We start from the raw sequence: 17,493 nt of genomic DNA on the forward strand, positions 1-17,493 counted from the left end.
ATCTGCCAAATTGCCTAAAGAAACCAACTATGTCGACTTTACCACATATTTAACGACAACATCAAGTGTAAATTGCTGTCGAATTAAAAACTTGACGAAGAGTCATGATATGTACATGAAACTGGAATATTTTAGACAATCAGGAGGGTGATTTATGTGAAAGAACGAAACATTCTGGCAGGCTTTCATACGGAGGAGGATGCAGGAAAAGCGGCCGATGCTCTTCGACAAGCTGGTTTTTCCACCATACAAATCGACAGAGTTGGACAATTCCCTGGTGATGGGAACGAATCGATCATGAATCCGATCTCTGGCGAAATACCTAGCCTGGGCAACATGACACTGGCTGGTGATTTTCCGAGCGGCCGGGACGCCAGCGTACTTGCCGCAGTAGATCCAGATGCTAGCGGGATGGCTGACCGGGGTGATGACGATCTAAATCGAAGTGTCCTCCTGACCGCAGTCGTTCCAGAGGAAAGAGGCGACGAAGCTACCCAAATCATTACTTCCTGCGGCGGCAGGATATGACTTTGTAACCAGCCTAGGTCAATAGAAAGCCACCTGCTCCGCTAAGGGTAGGTGGCTCAGTGCTTTTTGCTCATTCGATTATCACACCTCGAGCATGGAAGTTACTTCTTTGATTGCCAGCCTGCGAATCGTCGTTTTTTCGGTATCCTGCTGCTTGTATGTGGTGATGAAGCACAGGTATCCGTTATCGAAATGAGTCATGGTTCCCTTGATGACGACGCCATTGAACATCTTCACCTGTACGTTCTTTCCCAGCAGCTTCATGGCTTTTTGATCAAAACCCATCATCACGATCACCTCTCCATTTCCTTGCTATGCTCTACTTTATGCCCAGATGGTGTCGTTTCGTGTCTGTCCTTTCAAAATAAATTTTCTCGTAACATAAAAACCCGTATCGGGACCTTTGTCCAACTCGAAAACTGCCCCCGGCAAGTCTTTGCACCTAAAGGCCACGAGACATTCCTCAACTGCCCACATACGGGATAACATTCTTATCCAATCTTGTTTGTACAAAAAAAAGCTGTCGAATAATCGACAGCTTTCGCTATGTCTATGGGACTATGGCTTATCCGTAAATGCCGCGAACGACTACGGTTTGCTCACGATCTGGTCCTACAGAGAAGATCGACATCGGAATGCCAGTCAGCTGCGTGATACGCTCAATGTAGTGACGTGCGTTTTCTGGCAAATCGTTGAGGTTGCGAACACCTGTGATGTCCTCTGTCCAGCCTGGCAGCTCCTCGTATACCGGTTCGCATTTTGCGAGCAGGTTCAGGTTCGCCGGGAACGATTCGATAATCTCACCATTGTATTTGTACGCTGTGCAAATACGCAGGGTCTCGATGCCAGTCAAAGTATCCAGCTTCGTGATAGCCAGACCGGTGATGCCGCTGACACGACGAGCGTGACGAACAACTACACTGTCAAACCAGCCTACACGGCGTGCACGACCAGTTGTCGTACCGTACTCGGCACCTACTTCACGGATTTGATCGCCAATCGCATCAGTCAGCTCAGTCAGGAACGGACCGTCCCCTACACGCGTCGTGTACGCTTTCGCTACCCCGATGACTTGATTGATTTTGGTTGGTCCCACACCGGAACCGATCGTCACGCCACCCGCGATTGGGTTGGAGGACGTTACGTACGGATAAGTACCTTGGTCAATATCGAGCAGCACGCCTTGTGCACCTTCAAACAGCACACGGTTGCCGCGGTCGATTGCATCGTTTAGAACAACAGATGTATCGGTTACATAAGGACGGATAACTTCAGCTACAGCCAGGTATTCGTCCAGAATCTCATTCAATTCAAAGCCTGTGGTGTTGTACACTTTCTCCAACAGGTTGTTCTTCTCAGCCAGGTTGCGCTCCAGCTTGCGTTTGAACTCTTCTGGATCGAGCAGGTCTGCGATACGGATACCGATACGCGCCGCTTTATCCATGTAAGCAGGACCGATCCCTTTACGAGTCGTACCAATTTTGTTTGCACCACGGCTATCTTCTTCTACCCCATCCAGTTTGATGTGGTAAGGCAAGATTACGTGTGCACGATCACTGATCTTCAAGTTGTTTGTAGAAAAACCAAAGCTGTGGATGTACTCCAGCTCTTTAATCAGCGCTCTTGGGTCTACTACCATACCATTACCGATCACGCAGGTCTTATCTGTATAAAAAATTCCAGATGGAATCAAGTGCAGTTTGTATTTGTTACCATCAAAAATAATGGTATGGCCTGCATTGTTACCGCCTTGGTAACGAGCCACTACCTCTGCGCTTTCTGCCAAATAGTCAGTAATTTTACCTTTACCTTCATCGCCCCACTGGGTTCCGACGACAACGACAGTTGACATCGAAAAACACCTCCTGATATAATCATGTCCTTTTGGGCCTGAAACAATCTAAGTGTACTAAACCATTTCCCGCATGTCAACGAAAATACGAACATTTGAATAGTAAGAACATTATACGTTCGGTAATTATGATACGCTTTGCAAACCCTTGTTGTCCTTCTCTTTTTTGAAATCGGGCAGTACGGAAGACCCAAAGAAAAAAGCCGGATTTCCCTCCGGCTTTTCTGTTTCTATTCTTATCCTGCCTGATTTCGGAACCGATTATCCAGACTGACGAATTTGTTGTATTCCTTTAAAAACGCCAGCTCTACTGTTCCGGTAGGGCCGTTACGTTGCTTTGCGATGATGACCTCGATCACGTTCTTGTTCTCGGTCTCTTTGTCGTAGTAGTCGTCGCGGTACAGGAACGCTACGATATCGGCGTCCTGCTCGATCGAACCGGACTCACGAATATCCGACATCATCGGACGCTTGTCCTGACGCTGCTCCACGCCACGGCTCAGCTGCGACAGAGCAATTACAGGTACGTTCAGCTCACGGGCAATTCCTTTTAAGGTACGGGAAATCTCGGATACTTCCTGTTGACGGTTATCCCCTTTTCCGCGCCCATGAATCAATTGCAAATAGTCGATCAGAATCAATCCGAGACCTTTCTCCGCCTGCAGCCTACGACATTTGGCACGGATATCCATGACGGTCACCCCAGGACTATCGTCAATGTAAATGGGCGCCTTCGCCAGGGTCCCGATCGCCATCGTCAGCTTCTGCCAATCGTCTTCCTCCAATGCCCCCGAACGCATCCGGGAAGCATCCAAATTCCCCTCAGCACAAATCATACGTTGAACGAGCTGGGTCGCACCCATCTCCAGAGAAAAAATGGCGACGGTCTCACCAGCTCGTGCGGCTACATTCTGTGCCAGATTCAAAGCAAACGCCGTTTTCCCTACGGAAGGACGGGCAGCGAGAATGATCAAGTCGCTTCGCTGCAAGCCAGCCGTCATCTTGTCCAGGTCAGTGTATCCCGTCGATATCCCGGTGATATCTCCCTTGCGCTGGCTCAAGAACTCGATCCGTTCATACGTCTCCATCAAGGCATCACGGATCGGCGTAAAACCACCGCTATTGCGATTCTGCCCGATCTCCATGATGTACTTCTCCGCATCGGCAATGATTGCCGTGACCTCATCCTCGCGTGAGTATCCATCATTGGCGATCTTTGTTGCTGTATGAATCAATCGCCGTAGAAGCGACTTTTCTTCCACAATCTTTGCGTAATACTCGATGTTTGCTGCTGTCGGAACCGAGCTTGCGATTTCCGTCAGATAGGTAACGCCACCTATCTCATCCAGCAGCTTGTGGTCCTGCAGGTCTGCTGTCACTGTGACCAGATCGACAGGTTCGCCTTTTTCGTACAGGTCCACCATCGTTTGAAAGATGCGCTGATGCGCTGTCTTGTAGAAATCCTCCGGGCGGAGAATCTCAATGGCCGTGATAAGAGCTTCCTTGGACAAGAACACGGCACCTAGTACCGACTGTTCTGCTTCCTTGTTCTGCGGCGGCACACGATCCAAAAACAGGTCGCTCACGTCACACCCTCCACATGTCTGTCATTATTCTTCGACCACGTGTACTTTGAGAGTTGTGGTCACTTCGTTGTGCAGTTTTACTTTAATTTGCGTTACACCCAGTGCGCGGATCGCATCCATTTCGAGTTTGCGCTTGTCCACTTTGATCTTGAACTGTTCTTCCAGCGCTTGTGCTACCTGCTTGCTGGAAATCGCGCCAAACAGACGACCACCTTCGCCTGCCTTGCCTTTTACCTTTACAGTCAGCTCGCCGAGTTTTTCGCCCAATTCGATGGCTTCCTGTTTCTCTTGCTCTTTGCGCTTCTCTTCGCTGCGCTTTTGAGCGTCGAGCGTTTTCACGTTGCTATCTGTCGCTTCCTTTGCCAGCCCGCGCGGCAGCAGGAAGTTGCGTACATAACCTTCGGAGAGATCTTTTACTTCGCCTTTTTTGCCTTGGCCTTTAACATCTTGAAGAAAAATGACTTTCATCATCGTTTCCCCCTTCTCATATTGGCCTAGATGACCGAATCGATCGCTTCTTTCAAGCGTTTCACTGCTTCTTTTATGGTAATGCCTTCGATTTGGGTCGCTGCTCCTGTCAAGTGACCGCCGCCGCCCAAAAGCTCCATGACGGACTGTACATTGATGTCACCGAGAGAACGCCCACTGATCAGAATCGCACCGTCAGCACGCTGCGCCACGACAAACGATGCCTGAATGCCAGATAAGGTCAGCAGCTGTTCCGCTGCCTGAGCCACCTGGACTTGCGTATATTCTTCTGCAGGATCCCCTGTAGCGATCGCCATATTGTCTCGGTACGTTTCGGTGTTCATGATGATTCGAGCACGCTTGACGTACTGATTGACATCTTCCTTCAGCAAACGCTGGACAGCTGCTGTATCTGCACCGTTACGCCGTAGGAACGACGCAGCCTCGAAGGTACGCGAGCCTGTACGGAAGGCAAAGCTCTTGGTGTCGACGACGATCCCCGCAAGCAGCGCAGTTGCAATCAGACTGTCGATGTTCAAGCGCTCGCTTTGGTACTGCAAAAGCTCTGTGACCAGCTCTGATGTAGAGGAAGCATACGGCTCCAAGTACAACAGAACAGGCTCAATAAATTCCTCTGAGCGGCGATGATGGTCGATCACGACAACCCGGCTGGTTTCACCCAGCAGCTTAGGCTCAATAACCAGCGAAGGACGGTGCGTATCGACAACCACGAGCAGCGTCCGACCCGTCACCAGTCGAATGGCTTGTTCTGGTGTTACGAACGTCTCCGCCAGCTCTTCGTTTGCGTAAATCTCCCGCATCAGGCGCTCGACAGAATTGTTTCCTTCGTCCATGACGATGTAAGCAGCCTTTTTGTGCACCTGTACAGCTTTTAAAACACCAAGCGACGCGCCGATGGAGTCCATGTCCGGCTGCTTGTGTCCCATGACGATGACGTGCTCTGCCTCATGGATCAGGTCGCGCAAAGCATGGGCGATGACACGTGCCCGTACGCGTGTCCGCTTCTCAACGGCATTGGATTTCCCGCCGTAGAAAGTAAGCTTGTTCCCGACCTTGACGGCACTCTGGTCACCACCGCGGCCCAAAGCGATATCCAGGCTGGACTGCGCCATTTGCCCTAATTCGATGTACGTACTCGCAGCTGCCCCAACCCCGATACTCAGTGTGATCGGAATTTTGTTGTCAGCCGTCATTTCCCGTACGACATCCAAAATGTCAAAACGCGTTTCTTCTAATTTATCAAGTGCTTCCCGTTCCATCAGCGCCAAAAATTTGTCAGCCGTGATTCGGCGAAGATATATGCCATGTTTGGTAGCCCACTCCGTGATGACACCAGCGACACTGGTCGAAAGCAGCGTCCGGCTCTGGTCATCCATCACTTGTCCAATCTCATCCAAATTGTCGAGATGGATAATCGCGAGTGCAGCCTTTTCACGGTGATAGCGAGCTGTCAGTTCCTTGAAATCCGTAATGTCTGTAAAATACAGCAGACGTTCTTCGGATCGGACCAGCACCTCGTAGACCCGTTCGTTGTAGGTAAATTCCAGCCGCTTTTGCTCCAGCTTTCCATTCAGACCAGGAAAAACCTCCTGCAGGTTTTTGCCAATTAGAAGCTCATCCCCGGACATATGTGTCATGAACGGGTTTACCCACTCAATTGCCTTTTCCTCGTTGTATAAAAGGATCCCGATCGGCATCTCTTGGATGACACCTTCTCCTGCCTTCTTCACACGATGTGTGACCGTAGCCAGATAAAGGCGCAAATCGCGCTGGAACCCTTTCTCAGCCTGGAGGGCATAAAGAACCAGGCCAATCAGGCAGACCATGCCGATCGCCCCGTACATCCAATGGTGCAGGGTCAAAATTCCCAACAACAACAAGCTAAAGCTGAGTGCCAGGACCATATGCATCCCGTACCAACGCTTTAACAGGAACTTGGGCATTTCCTCAGCCCCTCTTCACTCTTGTTTCCAGTTTTTCACGCAACCGAATTCCCAAATCAAAGATCCCTACTAGACTCAGTATAGTGGTTAGAAAGGGAAAAATAAATAGACAGACAATAAGCACGGGAGTCAAACGCTTCCAGCCATACAAATAGGCTGCGAATACACAAAAGCTTAGCCCCTGCAAAGTGAAAATGGTGTCGAGCATGACTTTTACGTTCAGGATCGCACTTTCCCAGAACGTCCCCTGAATGCTTGATCCAAACACCAGCATGGCAATCATAGCGATGAAGTAGTAGTAAAGCAAAGACCTCGGAAAGGTCCATTCCCGGATAGGCTTTAAGGCCGGTACCGGTCTGCGCAGACGTTTCCCAACCAAACGAGCCAGCCAGTGCACAATCGCGCTGGAACCAAAGCTGAACATGACCAGACTCACAGGAAGAAGCATCTTCGCCAGCTCCATGTACTGATCGTACTGCTCCTTTGGTACGAATGCCGGTCGAAGGAGTGCAGCCTGCTGCATCATCGAATCAAAGCTCGTATTCATGCCAAACACCATGAATGCCAGCATGAACACAAAACCGAAGAAAACTGCGACTGCTCCCGCTGTAATTCCGGAGAGTGCCGTCCCTCTTCTCTTGTAAAAAATCCCCATCACCGCTCCCCAAGCTGCAAACTCAAGAGCCGCAAAGGCAGTGATTGGTCCCGTCATGATCCACCCTAGAAAGGTAAACGCGAGGGAAATCCATACCATGTTCGGCACGGTTCTGCTCATACCCAGGAGTAGAAAAGGCAGTGGGATTAAAATACCGACTAATGCACCTAGCACTGTGTATGTACTGAGGAATAACAGCACCAGTGCGATACCCAGCATCAGGGCATTTTCGGCCAATTGCTTGGTTTTTGAAGGCATGTCAGCACCTCATTTGGGAGTACAAGAAGATATGGAAAAAAGAGGGCCACGCAATTGTGTCCCCCTTTTTATAACTTGTGAAAATTATTCAGCCGTGTAAGGCAGAAGTGCTACTTGACGTGCGCGTTTGATTGCGATCGTCAGTGCACGTTGGTACTTAGCGGAAGTACCAGTTACACGACGAGGCAGGATTTTACCGCGCTCGCTGATGAACTTTTTGAGCAAATCAACATCTTTATAGTCGATGTGCTTGATTTTGTTCACTTTGAAGAAGCAAACTTTACGACGCTTATTAGGACGTCCTTTGCGTGCCATGTGAGTTCCTCCTTTTTAAGGAAATGTGAAAGTTATACGATTCTTTAGAACGGCAAGTCATCATCCGAAATGTTGATAGGCTTGCCAGCACTCGCGAAGGGATCACCAAACGGATCAAAGTCGTTTCTCTGGCCTCCGCCGGATGGTTTGTTGCCACCGCCGAAGCCTGGACCCGGATCGTAGCCTGAATTATCTCCGTTTTCGTTGCCCCGACCGCCCAAAAATTGAACGTTCTCTGCAACTACCTCTGTTACGTATACGCGTTTTCCTTCTTTATTGTCGTAGGAGCGCGTTTGAAGACGTCCTTCGATGGCGGCTTGTCTGCCCTTGCGCAAATAGCTTGCACACAGGTCAGCCAGCTTCTGCCAAGCAACAATATTAATGAAATCGGCTTCTCTCTCGCCCGCTTGATTGGTGCGGGGACGATTGATCGCCACAGTAAACGTAGCAACGGCAACGCCATTTGGCGTGTAGCGAAGTTCAGGATCTTTTGTCAGGTTGCCGATGAGAATGACTTTATTCATCTTGGTTCCCCCTCTGACCGCGACAGTGATTACTTCTCATCACGAACGAACATGAAGCGAATTACGTCGTCGTTGATTTTCATCAGACGCTCTGCTTCCGCAACCGCATCAGCATTCGATTTGAAGTTCATCAAAACGTAGTAACCTTCACGGAACTTATTGATTTCATAAGCAAGACGACGCTTGCCCATTTCTTGAAGTTTGGAAATTTCACCGCCGTAGTTAGTTACGATCTCGCTGTAACGAGCTACATTGGATTTCACTTTCTCTTCTTCAAGGTCTGGACGCAATACATACATAACTTCGTATTGACGCATACCTTTTCACCTCCTTATGGACTTTAGCGGCCCTGATCGGGCAAGGAGCGAGTGCTGAAACGAAACGCATAAGACATGCACTCCATAAATACTCGCATTATGGTATTATAGCAAAGCAAATCTCCCGAAGCAAGATTCAGTTCTAAACGTTGAAACGGAAATGCATAACATCTCCATCTGCAACCACGTACTCTTTCCCTTCAAGACGGTACTTTCCGCGCTCCCGGGCAGCAGCCACAGAACCAGCATCTACCAGATCGTTGTACGCGATTACCTCTGCGCGGATAAAGCCGCGTTCGAAGTCCGTATGAATCACACCCGCTGCTCCTGGCGCTTTGGTGCCGCGGCGAATGGTCCATGCGCGAACTTCCTGCACACCTGCAGTAAAATAAGTCACCAGACCCAGCAGTTCATAGGCAGCGCGAATCAGACGGTCCAGACCGGACTCGGACAGACCCAGCTCCTCGAGGAACATATCTTTGTCTTCGCCTTCCAGCTCCGCGATTTCCGCTTCCACTTTTGCACTGATGACTACCACCTGCGCACCCTCGTCGGCAGCATGCTTACGCACCGTTTGCACATGCGGGTTGTTGTCTGCATCCAGAATGCCATCCTCAGCCACGTTGCACACGTACAGCATCGGTTTGATGGTGAGCAAATGCAGGTCACGAATCCATTTGCGCTCCTCGTCATCCAGCTCTACGCTGCGTGCAGAGTTGCCTTCTTCAAAAGCAGCCTTCAGTTTTTCCAGTACATCCAGCTCTTGCTTCGCTTCCTTATCGCCCGCTTTTACCTTGCGGCCGATGCGGTCAATGCGTCGCTCTACGGAGTCGAGGTCCGCAAAGATCAGCTCCAGATTGATCGTCTCAATATCGGAGAGTGGATCAACTCGGCCAGATACGTGCGTAATGTTTTCATCCTCAAAGCAACGAACCACGTGTGCGATCGCGTCCACTTCACGAATGTGCCCCAGGAACTGGTTCCCCAAGCCCTCACCTTTGCTCGCCCCTTTTACCAGACCAGCAATGTCAACGAATTCAAAAGCAGTTGGAACCACTTTGTTTGGAACAACGATCTCTGTCAATTTAGCCAAGCGTGGATCTGGAACCTCCACGATGCCCACGTTGGGATCAATCGTACAGAACGGGTAGTTAGCCGATTCTGCACCTGCTTGGGTAATGGCGTTGAACAGGGTGGACTTCCCTACGTTAGGAAGACCTACAATCCCGCAAGATGCACCCATCTATATACACTCCTTATCATCATCCTGACATCCTTTTAAGTATATAGATTTGCCTATGAGAATACAATTGCATCCTTGTGGAACTTCCTGCCCCTATCCTACTGCAAACTGGTGGGACAAAAAAAGAAATGCTAGACTGGAAGGCAGAAACGAATGTACTGTGTTCGCCAGAAAAGAGGTGCGTAGTTTTGAATCTAGTGCTATTCGGTGCTACTGGCCGCGTGGGAGGTCACATTCTCGCCAATGCGTTGCAGGACGGTCATCATGTCACGGCTTTGGTGCGCACTGTGGAAAAGCTTGTTCACCATCAAAATCAATGGGACAATCTGCAGGTTCTTCCCGGCAATGTCCTGGACTTTGCGGATGTGCAGCGCGCCGTCAAAGGCGCAGATGCTGTCATCAGCACGCTTGGTACGGATGGAGGCACTACCTTGTCCGATGGAATTCCTCACCTGGTTCGTGCTATGGAGCAAGAAGGCGTGAAACGAATCATCACAGTCGGAACAGCCGGTATTTTGCAAAGCCGAACATCCCCGGAACTGCTGCGCTACCAGTCCAGTGAGTCCAAACGCAAGCTGACTCGCGCTGCCGAGGAGCATCACAAAGCTTATACGCTACTCGCGCAGTCCGAGCTAGACTGGACCATCGTATGTCCTACCTATTTGCCTGATGGCACGCTGCTTGGCTCCTACCGAGTAGAGCGCGACTTTTTGCCTGTGGATGGAGCCGCGATTTCCGTTCCGGACACTGCTGCGTTTACGTACAGCTTGCTCTCTTCGGGTGAATACATCCGCTCGCGTGTCGGCATCGCTTATTGATGGTTCGATTCTCATGCACGGAAAAGGCTCCCTCTCAGGTGAAAGGGAGCCTCTTTCTTTTGCTTAGCTTATTTCTCGTTTACCAGCTTTTCCAATTCGTTCAGCGTCTCTTCAAAAATCTCCATCGACTGCTCGATTGGCTTGGATGTAGACATATCGACACCTGCTGCCTTCAGCACTTCGATTGGCGGCGCAGAGCTGCCCGCTTCGAGGAAGTTCTTTTTGATCCGGTCTACAGCCGGTTTGCCTTCATCCAGGATTTGTTTAGCCAAAGCCTGGGATGCTGCAAAGCTGGTCGAGTATTGGTACACGTAGTAGTTGTAGTTGAAGAAGTGGGAAACGCGCGCCCACTCCATCGCGATTTCATCGTCGGATACCATGTCCTTGCCGTAGTATTTCTTGTTGATATCGAGGTAGATCTTCTTCACTGCCTCCGCGTTCAAGGATTCGCCTGCCTGCTCCTTGTCGTGGATCGCCTTTTCAAACTCGGCAAACTGAGTCTGGCGGAACAGCGTCGAACGGAAGTTTTCCAGGTAGTGATTGAGCAGATACATTTTTTCTGCCTTGGTCTTCGCCTGGGCGTACATGCTCTTGAACAGCAGGGTCTCGTTCATCGTAGACGCTACTTCCGCTGTAAAGGTAGGGTAATTGGACGAGACGTACGGCTGCGTTTTATTGGTGTAGTACGACTGCATAGCATGCCCCATCTCATGAGCGATGGTAAACACATCGTCCAGCGTCCCCTGATGGTTCAGCAATACATACGGATGAGTGTCGTATGCGCCCCATTGGTACGCACCCGTGCGTTTGTCATCCGTCGAGTAAACATCTACCCAACCGCCCTCAAGCCCTTCGGAGAGTATTTTCACATAGTCGTCTCCCATGGCTTGCAGACCATTTACCACCATCTTTTTACCTTCCTCGATGGGGATGTACTTATCGTCAGATGGCACGATCGGCACGTAAATATCGTACATGTGCAGCTCACTGACACCGAGCATTTTCTTTTTCAAAGCGATGTAGCGATGCAGCAGTGGAAGATTTTCATTTACGGTGTCAATCAGCTCGTCGTACACCTTGGTTGGTATGTTGTTCGGAGTCAGGCTTGCTTCCAGAGCAGACTTGTAATTGCGTGCTCCTGCGTAAAAGTTGTCGCCTTTTACCTTCGCCGCCAAAGTCGATGCAAACGTATCCTGGAAGTCAATCAGCGAGCTGTAATACGCTTTGAATGCATCCTTGCGCACCCGTTGATCTTTGCTTTCCAAATAGGAAACGAAATTGGAACGGTTCAGCTGTACCTCTTTTCCGCTTTCGTCTTTGATTTTCGGGAATTTCACATCTTTGGACAACATGCTGTAAATATTCGTCGGCGAGCTGCTGAGCGGCGATGATTTTGCCAACAGCTCCTCCATTTCTTTGGAGAGCGAATGTGATTTGTTACGGAGCATGTCTTCCAGGAACAGCTTGTATGGAGCAAGCGCAGGATCTGCCAGCAGCTGTTTCATTTTATTATCAGGAATCGCCACGATTTCCGGCTGCACCCACGCTGTTTTTTCAGAAACCAGTGTGTACATCTTTTCCGCTCGGTCTGCCAAGACTTGCAGCTCGGAATTGGCGGAGTTTACATCAAGTGACATATTGGCGTACACGTAAGCTTTGTCATTTAGACGCATCATACTCATATAGTCGTCAAACGCCTTCAGCATGGTAGCAGAAGAGGTGCTAAGCTTCCCCTGATATTTGGTGAATGCCTTCGCCAACTCTTCAACTTTAGCTACATCCTTTTCCCAGTCCTGCACAGACGGATAAATATGATCCAGCTTCCATTTGTACTGGTCAGGAATTTCCGCGCGTGTTTGATAGACAGGTGCTTTTTCCGCAGCAAACGCAACAGCTGGTGTGCTGTACGGAATAAACGGCACTGCTACGGTGGTCAAAGCAATGGCCAGAGCCGTGACTGATGCAAGCGTACGCTTCTTCAAATCTCAATCGCCCCTTTTCTACGTCTTTCTATTATTGCCAAACACTAGTTACTGTAATTATCTTTTTTTCCCTCTTATCCCTTCTTTTGAATAAAAAATATTTTAAATATTTATTAACAACAGTCAATTTATCCAGAGAAATGACGAGATTGTGGATAGTTCTGTGGATAACTACTTGTCCACACCTACTTGTCCCCAAAGCCGCAATTCCTCACCTCTCCCAAGCTATTGAGTTGTCCACATTTTCTGTGGATAGAATGTGTATAACTTATTTTCTGTGCACCCGTGACATTCGCCCATACCTCTTCTCCGCTTTTGTCATAGCATGTGTATTGAAACTAGGGTAGGAGGTGTTAGCAAGTGGGTATCTTTAATGGTTTCGACGACTTCGCGCTGATCTTGGTGCTCTTCATCCTTCTCGTGATCATTGGTTGCGACTGCAACTAATACTCCCGCTGCGATCCGACCTATCTGAAGAAAAGCTGTCGCTCGCTGGCAGCCTTGTCTTCTACACTATAGTCTGTCATATTAGGCGATCGCACCATCGATACGCCATGAACTGTCATAGTGGATGTACTATCCTTCCTGGGAGTCAAAATCACGATAGTACACATGCAAAAAGGGATGCTGCCACACATGGCACACCCCTTTTTGCTTTTTTGCTATTTAGCCCCTGTCGTAAAAACCGACCGTTGCAGCGGATTGTTATTCCCCGCTGTATCCCGCAACAATCCGGGTACCAGCTCGATCAGATAGGTCTGATGCGGCTGCCATTTTCCCTTTGGCTTCACTGTGAGCATTCGCTTGCTTTTATTCCAGGTAATCGTGTGGGCGATGCTCGTCCCCACCTCATCCGTTATTCTCACCAGTGGTCCTGCCGTTTTGCTCGCGAGAATTTCTCCGCTTACCAGCGTCACTTCTTCCGCAAATTGCAGCGTCACCTTTTCCTGCAGCTTCACCTGCTTCGCACCGTGACCTGGCAAAATTGTCGCCCGCGGTGCGATTGTATCCACAGGCTTTTTGATGGAAAACGTGCTGCTGAACTCTGGATTACTTTGTCCTTGCTCATTTTTTAGCTTCTTCGCTGGCAAAGTCACTTTAAACGTCTGTCCTGCTTCCAAGTTACCCACAGGGTCGATCGTGACCGTACGCAAATTTTTGTTCCAGCTCACGGTGTATGGCACTTTCTTTTTCTTGCTGTCTGTCAGCTGAATGATCGACATCCACGATTGGTTGGTCAGCTCTTTATTGTTCAGCAAGCGAACTTTTTCGGGAAACGTCAGCTCCACTCGTATATTCGGCAAAAGATCCACCGATTGATCAGCTGGAGTAGCCTTGATCCCCCAGGCGTTCCGCTCTGCTCCCAAAGCTGGCTGTGCCACCAGCATCATCAGCACCAGCATGCCAACTACATACAACCACCTGCTCATCCCCTTTTTCATCATATCCCCCCGTTATAACGGCAGAGAGCCCTTTCCTGGATTTCGCCATCCGGACTCCCCTCTCACCGTTTACGGGCATTGTAGAAAAAGACAACAGCGTGGTTCAAACATATTTCGCGCCTAGGACTGCGGATCTTCCCCCGCGCGACTCAAAATCTTTTTCAGCTTCCGTTCAAACTCCAAGCGAGGAATCATCACACTATGGTCACATCCCGTGCACTTGATGCGGATATCCATGCCCATCCGGATCACTTTCCACGCGTTGGTACCGCACGGGTGCGGCTTTTTCATTTGAACGACATCCCCCAGTTCAAATTGCTTCCGTTCCATCTTTTTTCTCTGTCTCCTTTCTATCTACGCTTGCCCCTGACTCTGTCCTTTTCCTTGCATTGCTACAATCTTCGGATAAGGAATCTGAATGCCCCGCTTCGTAAATTCTGTCCGGATCATCGCACGCAGATTGCGGTTTACCCCGTGATGGGTATTTGGCTTACACTCGGCCGTTACCCGCATCGTTACTTCCGAAGGGCCAAGTGCATGCACCCCAAGAATCTGAGGCTCTGCGACGATATCCGTCAGCTCGGTTTTCGCAATCTGCAGAACTTCCTTCAGCACTTCCTCCACCTGTTTCAGATCTTCCTCATACGCCACCGAGACATCTACGACTGCCAATGTATTTTGCAAAGAAAAATTGGTCACCTGTGTGATCGTCCCGTTGGGGAAAATATGCACTTCCCCGGTCCAGCTGCGGACACGCGTGATGCGCAGCCCAATTTCCTGCACCGTTCCCGTCAAGTTGTTGATCGTGACGACGTCTCCTACCGCAAACTGATCCTCAAAAATAATAAAGAATCCAGTAATGATATCACGCACCAGACTCTGTGCCCCAAAGCCGACTGCAAGCCCCAATACCCCCGCGCTCACCAATACCGGCTTCAAATCGATTCCCAACAGCTGCAAGACCATGAGAATTGCTAAAAAATACAACGTGTATCGCACAACATTGTTAACCAGGACCCGCATCGTATCTACTCGGCGTTGATCCATTTGAATCTTGCTGCCGGTTCGATGCTGGAATACCTTGTTGACCGCTGCCTGCACAACGGACACCACAATCCGTGAAATCACGATAATCGCTACAATTTTTAAAGCAACCATGCCAACATTCACCCACATGTCGGCATTCGTTACCGATTCATACATTTGATTGTACAGGGTCTGAAAAAATTTTCCGTCACCCATTATTCCTGCTCCCTTCTGTTCCCTTTCTCGTCAATTTCTTGATAGCGATTGGCAAACTGACGAAAATAGCCGCGAATGATCACTTGTTGTTCCTCCATGATGGTTTTAGCCTGTGAGTAATCTGGCAGTGGAAACTCTATGGAGAGGGCACAGCCGGCCGTTATCTCTTTTGGGGTCGGTCTTGTGTCTATCTCGATATCCGCATACTCCAGCAGCATCTCTGCACGCAAAGCCTGCTGCGTTGAGTCAAATGCGATGAGTACTGTCTCTCCTCCCACTTTTCTCCCTCCCTACGTCCTGACAGCCAACCTTGTTTTCTGCTGGCATCAGGCAAGCATCTCCTATTGTACCTGTTCGACCAATCTCTTTCCACTTTCCCTGATTTTTCAAAACCTACGTAACCTTCTCATTAGCTGGTATAAAAAATCCACTTCGGTACTATACTGTGAATACTCTTCAAATCTTTTCATTGACGAACGCAAGAGTGGGGGTAGCCATGAATACTTTTGATAATCGCAAGGATAGTTTCTTACCACCTTTTAAAGTGGAATATCGAAGTGAAAATGCCGATGAACATCTGGCTCTACACCTTGCTCAACGCATTCGCTTGAAGCCCTTTGAAGAAGAAATTGTTCTGGTTTGTATTGGGACAGACCGTTCTACAGGCGATGCGCTGGGTCCGCTGGTAGGCAGCAAGCTGGAACCGCTCGCCCACCGCCATCTTCGGGTCTACGGTACCTTGGACGATCCTGTCCACGCGATGAACCTGAAGGAAAAGCTCGAACTCATCCAGACCAAGCATCCCAAATCGACAGTCATTGCAGTCGACGCCTGTCTCGGTCAATTTAGCCATGTCGGCAATATCAACGTGATCAACGGGCCGCTCAAGCCTGGTGCCGGTGTCAAAAAAGAGCTTCCGACAGTAGGAACCTTTCATATCACTGGGATTGTGAATGTAGGAGGCTTCATGGAATATTTTGTCCTCCAAAACACTCGTTTGGCAGTTGTGATGAGCATGGCAGAAATTATTGCTTCCGGATTGTCCAAAGCTGTTGTGTTAGCCTCTGAGGAAAGCCGATTGGGCAGCATTGAAAGTCATTGATTGATTTGCCCATCCGCGTTTGACTCATTTCTATAGGTGAAAGACTTGTTCTCCTCCCCCCTCTGGGAAACAAGTCTCTTTTTTTGTGTAAAAAAATGACCACTTCTGCTCCTTTTGGAGAAGTGCCTGAGTGTCCCATTCTGGAAAGCCCTCGATAAGCCTCCCTATGAAACACTCCTCCATTCTGAAAGCCTTGATATAGACTCCTTACCCGCAAATGCGTAGTCTACCCGCTTCGATTTCTACATATATTGGCGTCTGCGCTGCCATCTCACCATCTGCATGCACCAGCAAAGGCTGCTCTGACTCTATTGTAATCTGCCGGCCACGCAAAAAAACAACGCTTGGATGATCCACATGGGCTCCTGTAAAAATCTTAGGAAATGCAAACAAAAGCCCTAGTCGAGTGACGTTCTGGACAACACAGATTTCGGCAACCCCGTCATGCGGTAACGCCTGTGGGCAGATCAGCATTCCCCCGCCATAGTTGGGAATGTTGGCAATCGCTATGAGCCAAATTCTCTTCATTTGATGAACCTGTCCGTCTATATGCAAGGTAACATCGCATGGACAATAGGTACATAATACTCGGATGACTGACCATATATACGCCAGCTTGCCAATTCGCAACCGGTTTAGCCACTTCTTGTATCCTGCCTCGTTCGTAGTTTTTGCCACCTGACCGTCAAACCCTGCGCCGACTGAATTGACCGCCACTCGCCCATTGATCTTCAGCAGATCGATGCTTTTCTCCCGCGTTTTCGACAGGATTCGTTCAATCGCCTGTGCAGGATCTTTGGGCAACCCATGTCCTCGTGCAAAATCGTTACCTGATCCCGCGGGCACATGCCCCAATGTACACTCTTTTCCCGTTTCATAGATTCCGTTAACCACTTCGCTGACCGTTCCATCCCCGCCAACAGCAACGATCATTTTTACTTCCTCTTTTTCAATCAGCTCGATTGCTAAAGTTTTTGCCTCCCCCTCACTGGATGTCTTCCTTACCCGATAAACGACTCCCTGCTGTCTTAGAATTGGTTCTAAGCTGTTCCATACTTTTTCCCCTTTATCATTGCCCGCTACCGGATTTACCACAAACCCAATCATCCTGATTCTCTCCCTCTGCGTCCGTTTTCTACGCAGCCAGTCTTTCTTGTCTTTGCTTCCTGTTCGTTCTCTATCTCACATTTTTTCATT

Annotated in this window: 20 protein-coding genes; 4 read left to right on the top strand and 16 right to left on the bottom strand. The window is 49.3% G+C overall.

The window, feature by feature from the left end; translation table 11 throughout:
• Nucleotides 1-156: 156 nt before the first annotated feature.
• Nucleotides 157-528, top strand: coding sequence for a hypothetical protein (locus tag EDM59_RS26535; RefSeq protein ID WP_122926415.1), 372 nt, complete (start codon nucleotides 157-159; stop codon nucleotides 526-528).
• An 81-nt stretch (nucleotides 529-609) separates the two neighbouring features.
• On the opposite strand, the gene EDM59_RS26540 is transcribed toward EDM59_RS26535, so the two are convergent.
• From EDM59_RS26540 to ychF, 10 genes are all read right to left on the bottom strand, one after another.
• Nucleotides 610-813, bottom strand: a complete 204-nt coding sequence (locus EDM59_RS26540; protein ID WP_174769322.1) for a hypothetical protein — start codon at nucleotides 811-813, stop codon at nucleotides 610-612.
• A 280-nt stretch (nucleotides 814-1,093) separates the two neighbouring features.
• A complete protein-coding gene (locus EDM59_RS26545; protein ID WP_122926416.1) occupies nucleotides 1,094-2,380 on the bottom strand; it encodes an adenylosuccinate synthase in 1,287 nt (428 codons plus the stop codon).
• A 236-nt stretch (nucleotides 2,381-2,616) separates the two neighbouring features.
• Nucleotides 2,617-3,966: a replicative DNA helicase gene (gene dnaB, locus EDM59_RS26550; RefSeq protein ID WP_092271186.1), complete on the bottom strand. Its 1,350-nt coding sequence runs from the start codon at nucleotides 3,964-3,966 to the stop codon at nucleotides 2,617-2,619.
• A 24-nt stretch (nucleotides 3,967-3,990) separates the two neighbouring features.
• Nucleotides 3,991-4,434 (bottom strand): 50S ribosomal protein L9, encoded by a 444-nt coding sequence (rplI, locus tag EDM59_RS26555; RefSeq protein WP_122926417.1) that lies wholly within the window; start codon nucleotides 4,432-4,434, stop codon nucleotides 3,991-3,993.
• Nucleotides 4,435-4,460: 26 nt separating this feature from the next.
• Entirely contained in the window at nucleotides 4,461-6,398 is a 1,938-nt protein-coding gene (locus EDM59_RS26560) for a DHH family phosphoesterase (protein ID WP_122926418.1), read from the bottom strand.
• A 4-nt stretch (nucleotides 6,399-6,402) separates the two neighbouring features.
• Complete coding sequence (locus tag EDM59_RS26565; protein WP_122926419.1) at nucleotides 6,403-7,311, bottom strand: DUF2232 domain-containing protein; 909 nt, start codon at nucleotides 7,309-7,311, stop codon at nucleotides 6,403-6,405.
• Nucleotides 7,312-7,395: 84 nt separating this feature from the next.
• Complete coding sequence (gene rpsR, locus EDM59_RS26570; protein ID WP_005831740.1) at nucleotides 7,396-7,626, bottom strand: 30S ribosomal protein S18; 231 nt, start codon at nucleotides 7,624-7,626, stop codon at nucleotides 7,396-7,398.
• Nucleotides 7,627-7,670: 44 nt separating this feature from the next.
• Nucleotides 7,671-8,150 carry a single-stranded DNA-binding protein gene (locus EDM59_RS26575; RefSeq protein ID WP_092271174.1) on the bottom strand — a complete coding sequence of 160 codons (480 nt, stop codon included), beginning with the start codon at nucleotides 8,148-8,150 and terminating at the stop codon, nucleotides 7,671-7,673.
• Between the two features lie 29 nt (nucleotides 8,151-8,179).
• Complete coding sequence (rpsF, locus tag EDM59_RS26580; protein ID WP_092271171.1) at nucleotides 8,180-8,467, bottom strand: 30S ribosomal protein S6; 288 nt, start codon at nucleotides 8,465-8,467, stop codon at nucleotides 8,180-8,182.
• A 142-nt stretch (nucleotides 8,468-8,609) separates the two neighbouring features.
• Nucleotides 8,610-9,710, bottom strand: coding sequence for a redox-regulated ATPase YchF (gene ychF, locus EDM59_RS26585; protein ID WP_092271168.1), 1,101 nt, complete (start codon nucleotides 9,708-9,710; stop codon nucleotides 8,610-8,612).
• Between the two features lie 188 nt (nucleotides 9,711-9,898).
• Here ychF and EDM59_RS26590 point away from each other — a divergent pair, with 188 nt between their 5' ends.
• Nucleotides 9,899-10,528, top strand: a complete 630-nt coding sequence (locus EDM59_RS26590; protein WP_122926420.1) for an NAD(P)-dependent oxidoreductase — start codon at nucleotides 9,899-9,901, stop codon at nucleotides 10,526-10,528.
• Nucleotides 10,529-10,596: 68 nt separating this feature from the next.
• On the opposite strand, the gene pepF is transcribed toward EDM59_RS26590, so the two are convergent.
• Complete coding sequence (gene pepF, locus EDM59_RS26595) at nucleotides 10,597-12,510, bottom strand: oligoendopeptidase F (protein ID WP_122926421.1); 1,914 nt, start codon at nucleotides 12,508-12,510, stop codon at nucleotides 10,597-10,599.
• A 402-nt stretch (nucleotides 12,511-12,912) separates the two neighbouring features.
• Here pepF and yjcZ point away from each other — a divergent pair, with 402 nt between their 5' ends.
• Complete coding sequence (gene yjcZ / locus EDM59_RS31505; RefSeq protein WP_246011265.1) at nucleotides 12,913-12,957, top strand: sporulation protein YjcZ; 45 nt, start codon at nucleotides 12,913-12,915, stop codon at nucleotides 12,955-12,957.
• 215 nt (nucleotides 12,958-13,172) lie between these two features.
• Here the strand turns inward: yjcZ and EDM59_RS26605 are convergent, their stop codons facing one another.
• From EDM59_RS26605 to EDM59_RS26620, 4 genes are all read right to left on the bottom strand, one after another.
• Nucleotides 13,173-13,952 (bottom strand): Ig-like domain-containing domain, encoded by a 780-nt coding sequence (locus tag EDM59_RS26605; protein ID WP_122926422.1) that lies wholly within the window; start codon nucleotides 13,950-13,952, stop codon nucleotides 13,173-13,175.
• A 120-nt stretch (nucleotides 13,953-14,072) separates the two neighbouring features.
• A complete protein-coding gene (locus tag EDM59_RS26610) occupies nucleotides 14,073-14,282 on the bottom strand; it encodes a DUF951 domain-containing protein (RefSeq protein WP_092271153.1) in 210 nt (69 codons plus the stop codon).
• 24 nt (nucleotides 14,283-14,306) lie between these two features.
• On the bottom strand, nucleotides 14,307-15,194 hold the full coding sequence (locus tag EDM59_RS26615; RefSeq protein ID WP_122926423.1) for a mechanosensitive ion channel family protein: 888 nt from the start codon (nucleotides 15,192-15,194) through the stop codon (nucleotides 14,307-14,309).
• On the bottom strand, nucleotides 15,194-15,472 hold the full coding sequence (locus EDM59_RS26620) for a putative Se/S carrier protein (protein ID WP_092271148.1): 279 nt from the start codon (nucleotides 15,470-15,472) through the stop codon (nucleotides 15,194-15,196). The genes EDM59_RS26615 and EDM59_RS26620 overlap by 1 nt, the downstream gene beginning before the upstream one ends.
• Before the next feature lie 218 nt (nucleotides 15,473-15,690).
• On the opposite strand from EDM59_RS26620, the gene yyaC reads away from it, so the two are divergent.
• The gene (gene yyaC / locus EDM59_RS26625; RefSeq protein WP_122926424.1) at nucleotides 15,691-16,296 is read left to right on the top strand and encodes a spore protease YyaC; all 606 of its coding nucleotides are present in this window, start codon (nucleotides 15,691-15,693) and stop codon (nucleotides 16,294-16,296) included.
• A gap of 207 nt (nucleotides 16,297-16,503) precedes the next feature.
• Here the strand turns inward: yyaC and EDM59_RS26630 are convergent, their stop codons facing one another.
• Nucleotides 16,504-17,403 (bottom strand): diacylglycerol/lipid kinase family protein, encoded by a 900-nt coding sequence (locus EDM59_RS26630; RefSeq protein ID WP_122926425.1) that lies wholly within the window; start codon nucleotides 17,401-17,403, stop codon nucleotides 16,504-16,506.
• Nucleotides 17,404-17,493: the final 90 nt, after the last annotated feature.

Source organism: Brevibacillus nitrificans (genome assembly GCF_003710965.1).
Lineage (GTDB): Bacteria > Bacillota > Bacilli > Brevibacillales > Brevibacillaceae > Brevibacillus > Brevibacillus centrosporus.

Bases quoted from the DNA above. Each gene is read 5' to 3' on its own strand.
- EDM59_RS26540 (WP_174769322.1), bottom strand. From the start codon at position 813: ATGGGTTTTGATCAAAAAGCCATGAAGCTGCTGGGAAAGAACGTACAG.
- EDM59_RS26545 (WP_122926416.1), bottom strand. From the start codon at position 2,380: ATGTCAACTGTCGTTGTCGTCGGAACCCAGTGGGGCGATGAAGGTAAA.
- rplI (WP_122926417.1), bottom strand. From the start codon at position 4,434: ATGAAAGTCATTTTTCTTCAAGATGTTAAAGGCCAAGGCAAAAAAGGC.
- EDM59_RS26560 (WP_122926418.1), bottom strand. From the start codon at position 6,398: ATGCCCAAGTTCCTGTTAAAGCGTTGGTACGGGATGCATATGGTCCTG.
- EDM59_RS26565 (WP_122926419.1), bottom strand. From the start codon at position 7,311: ATGCCTTCAAAAACCAAGCAATTGGCCGAAAATGCCCTGATGCTGGGT.
- rpsR (WP_005831740.1), bottom strand. From the start codon at position 7,626: ATGGCACGCAAAGGACGTCCTAATAAGCGTCGTAAAGTTTGCTTCTTC.
- EDM59_RS26575 (WP_092271174.1), bottom strand. From the start codon at position 8,150: ATGAATAAAGTCATTCTCATCGGCAACCTGACAAAAGATCCTGAACTT.
- rpsF (WP_092271171.1), bottom strand. From the start codon at position 8,467: ATGCGTCAATACGAAGTTATGTATGTATTGCGTCCAGACCTTGAAGAA.
- ychF (WP_092271168.1), bottom strand. From the start codon at position 9,710: ATGGGTGCATCTTGCGGGATTGTAGGTCTTCCTAACGTAGGGAAGTCC.
- EDM59_RS26605 (WP_122926422.1), bottom strand. From the start codon at position 13,952: ATGAAAAAGGGGATGAGCAGGTGGTTGTATGTAGTTGGCATGCTGGTG.
- EDM59_RS26610 (WP_092271153.1), bottom strand. From the start codon at position 14,282: ATGGAACGGAAGCAATTTGAACTGGGGGATGTCGTTCAAATGAAAAAG.
- EDM59_RS26615 (WP_122926423.1), bottom strand. From the start codon at position 15,194: ATGGGTGACGGAAAATTTTTTCAGACCCTGTACAATCAAATGTATGAA.
- yyaC (WP_122926424.1), top strand. From the start codon at position 15,691: ATGAATACTTTTGATAATCGCAAGGATAGTTTCTTACCACCTTTTAAA.
- EDM59_RS26630 (WP_122926425.1), bottom strand. From the start codon at position 17,403: ATGATTGGGTTTGTGGTAAATCCGGTAGCGGGCAATGATAAAGGGGAA.